The sequence below is a fragment of the Amniculibacterium aquaticum genome (assembly GCF_003852705.1).
GTDB classification, from domain to species: domain Bacteria; phylum Bacteroidota; class Bacteroidia; order Flavobacteriales; family Weeksellaceae; genus Amniculibacterium; species Amniculibacterium aquaticum.
On the sequence record NZ_REFA01000052.1, the window covers coordinates 1 to 3,264 of the forward strand.

The 3,264-nt window shown below is 26.3% G+C and carries 4 protein-coding genes; all 4 read right to left on the minus strand.

Features of this window, described 5'->3' with window-relative positions; all coding sequences use genetic code 11:
• Nucleotides 1-122: 122 nt before the first annotated feature.
• Nucleotides 123-626 (minus strand): hypothetical protein, encoded by a 504-nt coding sequence (locus EIY84_RS11575; RefSeq protein ID WP_124643341.1) that lies wholly within the window; start codon nucleotides 624-626, stop codon nucleotides 123-125.
• A gap of 180 nt (nucleotides 627-806) precedes the next feature.
• Nucleotides 807-1,349: a hypothetical protein gene (locus tag EIY84_RS11580; protein WP_124643343.1), complete on the minus strand. Its 543-nt coding sequence runs from the start codon at nucleotides 1,347-1,349 to the stop codon at nucleotides 807-809.
• A gap of 6 nt (nucleotides 1,350-1,355) precedes the next feature.
• Nucleotides 1,356-2,333 (minus strand): adenylate/guanylate cyclase domain-containing protein, encoded by a 978-nt coding sequence (locus EIY84_RS11585; RefSeq protein WP_124643345.1) that lies wholly within the window; start codon nucleotides 2,331-2,333, stop codon nucleotides 1,356-1,358.
• A gap of 1 nt (nucleotide 2,334) precedes the next feature.
• Nucleotides 2,335-3,087, minus strand: a complete 753-nt coding sequence (locus EIY84_RS11590) for a nucleotidyl cyclase domain-containing protein (RefSeq protein WP_124643347.1) — start codon at nucleotides 3,085-3,087, stop codon at nucleotides 2,335-2,337.
• Nucleotides 3,088-3,264: the final 177 nt, after the last annotated feature.

Genomic DNA, 3,264 nt, shown 5'->3' on the forward strand with positions numbered 1-3,264 from the left:
TTTGTAGTGTAGTGACCACAAAATAAGGTGATTTTTTTTCGCCAACCAAGGGAAGTGTTTTGCCCCTGGGGCAAAACACTTCCCTTGGTTATTTTAAATGCTGTTGCATTTATTAGTTGAATCTAAGCTTTTTTATTTATAAGATTTCGAAGTTTTTGAATTATTTTTTGGAAAATAGTTAATTCAAATCCAATGTTTTCACAATTTAAAGCGTCAACAAATTCAAATAAATTTGAATAAATATTACTTTTTAAAGTTACAATTTTTCTGTTTTGACTATTGTATAAACTTATAAATTCATTTGAGTTATCATCTATTCCATTTTTGAATCCTAGAATTTCTTTTATCTTAATTTCTTTTGTGAAAATGAATAAATTTCTATAAATCAATTTTTCATTTTGAATTTTCGCATTTACTAATTCATAATAATTTGTTTTAATCAAAAAGTAAATCGTAAGTAGAAAAAGTAGAATAAAATAAAAATACCATAAATAGTGACCTTTTGATATCATATTTTTATAAGCTCCTTCGGTAAAAATAATTGGTAGAGAAAATGAAGTGAACATAAGTGTAAGTCTAAAAATTACTAACGCATAATTTTTCATTTTCAATTTCATTAAATTCATCTTCTATCTTGTTTTGATCTGGAGTTTTGTTAAAAAATGTCGTACAACGTTTTGCAGCTTGGCGAAGTGGCGGATTTTGAAGCACTTACTTTCAATTTAGCACTAAACTTCATTTGAAAACCAAATTTTCATTTTAGCACTGAACCCGCCATTTTGCCAAACTGCTGTTACCAGCTGGCTTTATCTCATTAAAGTGTACAATAAAAAAATACCGAATGTAATTAATGACCACAATAAACTTTTGTTATAATATTTAAATTTTTCACTTACAATATTAGAATTTATAAAGATTTGTGAATTTATATCATTGAGGTATTTGTCTTTATCCTCATCATTTGTTTCAATTTCAAAATCTTTAAAAGTTTTTGATGAAATAGTTCCAAAGAAAATATTGGAATTTACATTTAATTTTTCTTGTGTGTATACTTTTGAATCAATTCTACCGATTAAAGTTAAATAAATATGATATAAAGTAATTATTGAACTAATAAAAAATGCGATAGTAATAATTAGTCCAATAAATCTTTTTACACTTTTCCAATCAATTTCATTTGCTTTTGAAAATGATAAAGATTGTATCATTTCTGTTCCAATATTTGAAGTAAATATTATTGTAATAATTACTCCAAAGAATGTCATGACAAATGAACTTTTTGTATCACAATTTGAAATCCATTGATTAATGATTTCTAATTTCTTCAAACTTTTTTCTATTTTTTCCATAATTTTTTAAATTTTCCAATTTACAGTTCCACCATATATGTTGGTAGAGACATTTTTTATCTGATGATTTGTGATTTCTTTCCAAAAATTTCCAGTTATACAAATTCTAGTTGGGTTTGCCTTTTTAAAACCATTGTATACAGCTGTAGTCATTAAAATAGGTGGAAAGTCAATTTTTGATTCTATTTTATCAAATCTAATTAATTTTCCGCCTGAATAACAGACACCAAGTGTATTGTTAAAGCTTAAACTTTTAGAAAATTCTTCATTTGTGTGAATACGAGTTGTTGCAGTATCTAAATATACATCATTTGATTTATTTACGGGCTGTTGACCCAAAAGGCTTGTTAATCCAAACATATTTCCAAAATTATATGGATAATATGTTACCTTAACAGAAGAATTATTATAAGTTTTATTGGCAACATCTGTTAATCTTGATGCAATATTTGCAGGATAACCTACCCAAACTAAATTTTTATTATCAATATTTTCAGTTCCTTTTCTGTGCAATCCTACTTTCACAACCTTTAATAGACCAAAATCAATACCTATACCACATTTAAAATCAACTTCTTTGAAGTTTGAATTGATAATATATTCCGATACGTGATAAATAGAGATTGCACAATCAACAGCATTTGTATAACAGTCTTTAGAAGGAAATACTATCATTACTCTGTCTCCAATAATATTTCTAACAGAGCCACCATGATGTTTAGCTAGTTTGAGCATTGATTTTGAAAATATACTATAAATTCTTCCCATCGTCTGAGTATGGTGTTTTCTATTTAGTTCAACAGAATTTCTGATGTCAACATAAAGCACACAGGTTTCAATCTCTTTACCTATTTTATCTTGACCTCTTTCAAAGGTAAGTGAAGTGTCGTGTCTTGAAGGAACAAGATTTGTAGAGGAATATTGGAAATTTTTATTTTTGATGTCTATTACATCCGCTGTTATTTCATCAAGTATTCCCTTCATTTTATATAAAATATTTATTTGTTTGGGTGTATTTATAATCTACACCTTTTAAATCAGTTGATATTGGTTTTATTTTTTCAAGAGTCCAAAGTCTTGTATCTTTATTTAGATTTTCATTCCAATTACTTACATAAGTATACTTTACAAAATAGTTTATTTTTTCATTTTCACTAATTGATTCAAGTCTGAATAATTCTGTTAAAGGTTTACCAACAATGGTTAATTCATTGTAAAATGCAGATTTATTTCTGAAATAATTTATTTTACCAAAATGAAATGCAACTTTACTTTTAAACTTATCTTTTTTCTTTGTTTCAACTATTATTTTTTTTGCACATTTGTCAGCCTCTATAATACAATCATTTAAACTTTTATTTAAAAAAGGCTGTCCAAAAAGGCAAATTATTCCATCACCAATAATTTTATCGATTTCACCACCAAATTCATAAATTATAGGGATTACTAAATCATAATATTCATCAAAAAATGTACTTATCTGTTTTCCATTTAGAGTACTATTTTTACTTGAGAAATCACAAATATCTATAAATAATAACGCAACATCAGCATCTTTTCCTTCATCAAAGTATTGAACAAAGTTTGTTCCTAAACTTCTAATATTATTTTGAATAGAAAGTTCAATATTTTTTGTATCTAAAGATTCATTAATTGAAAATGTTTTAATAGAACGAGTAAATGCACTTGCTTTATTATACTTTAAATTAAGTTTTTTTATTTGCTCTAAATTTGCCATAATATTTTATTAGATTCTTGAATTATAAGGTTCTGTGGTAAGCTTGCTGGTAACGGTTTGCGGCTTTGTGAAGTGCGGACTTTGATTATCAAGTATTTATGCAATCTCAACACCAAGCAAAAAGCCATTTTTCTTTTGCTAAAATACAAAAATTAGGAAAAGAAAAAGGCTTTTTGC

What these genes read in the sequence shown, in the direction of transcription:
- EIY84_RS11575 (WP_124643341.1), bottom strand. Translation starts at nt 626, where the DNA reads ATGAATTTAATGAAATTGAAAATGAAAAATTATGCGTTAGTAATTTTT.
- EIY84_RS11590 (WP_124643347.1), bottom strand. Translation starts at nt 3,087, where the DNA reads ATGGCAAATTTAGAGCAAATAAAAAAACTTAATTTAAAGTATAATAAA.
- EIY84_RS11580 (WP_124643343.1), bottom strand. Translation starts at nt 1,349, where the DNA reads ATGGAAAAAATAGAAAAAAGTTTGAAGAAATTAGAAATCATTAATCAA.
- EIY84_RS11585 (WP_124643345.1), bottom strand. Translation starts at nt 2,333, where the DNA reads ATGAAGGGAATACTTGATGAAATAACAGCGGATGTAATAGACATCAAA.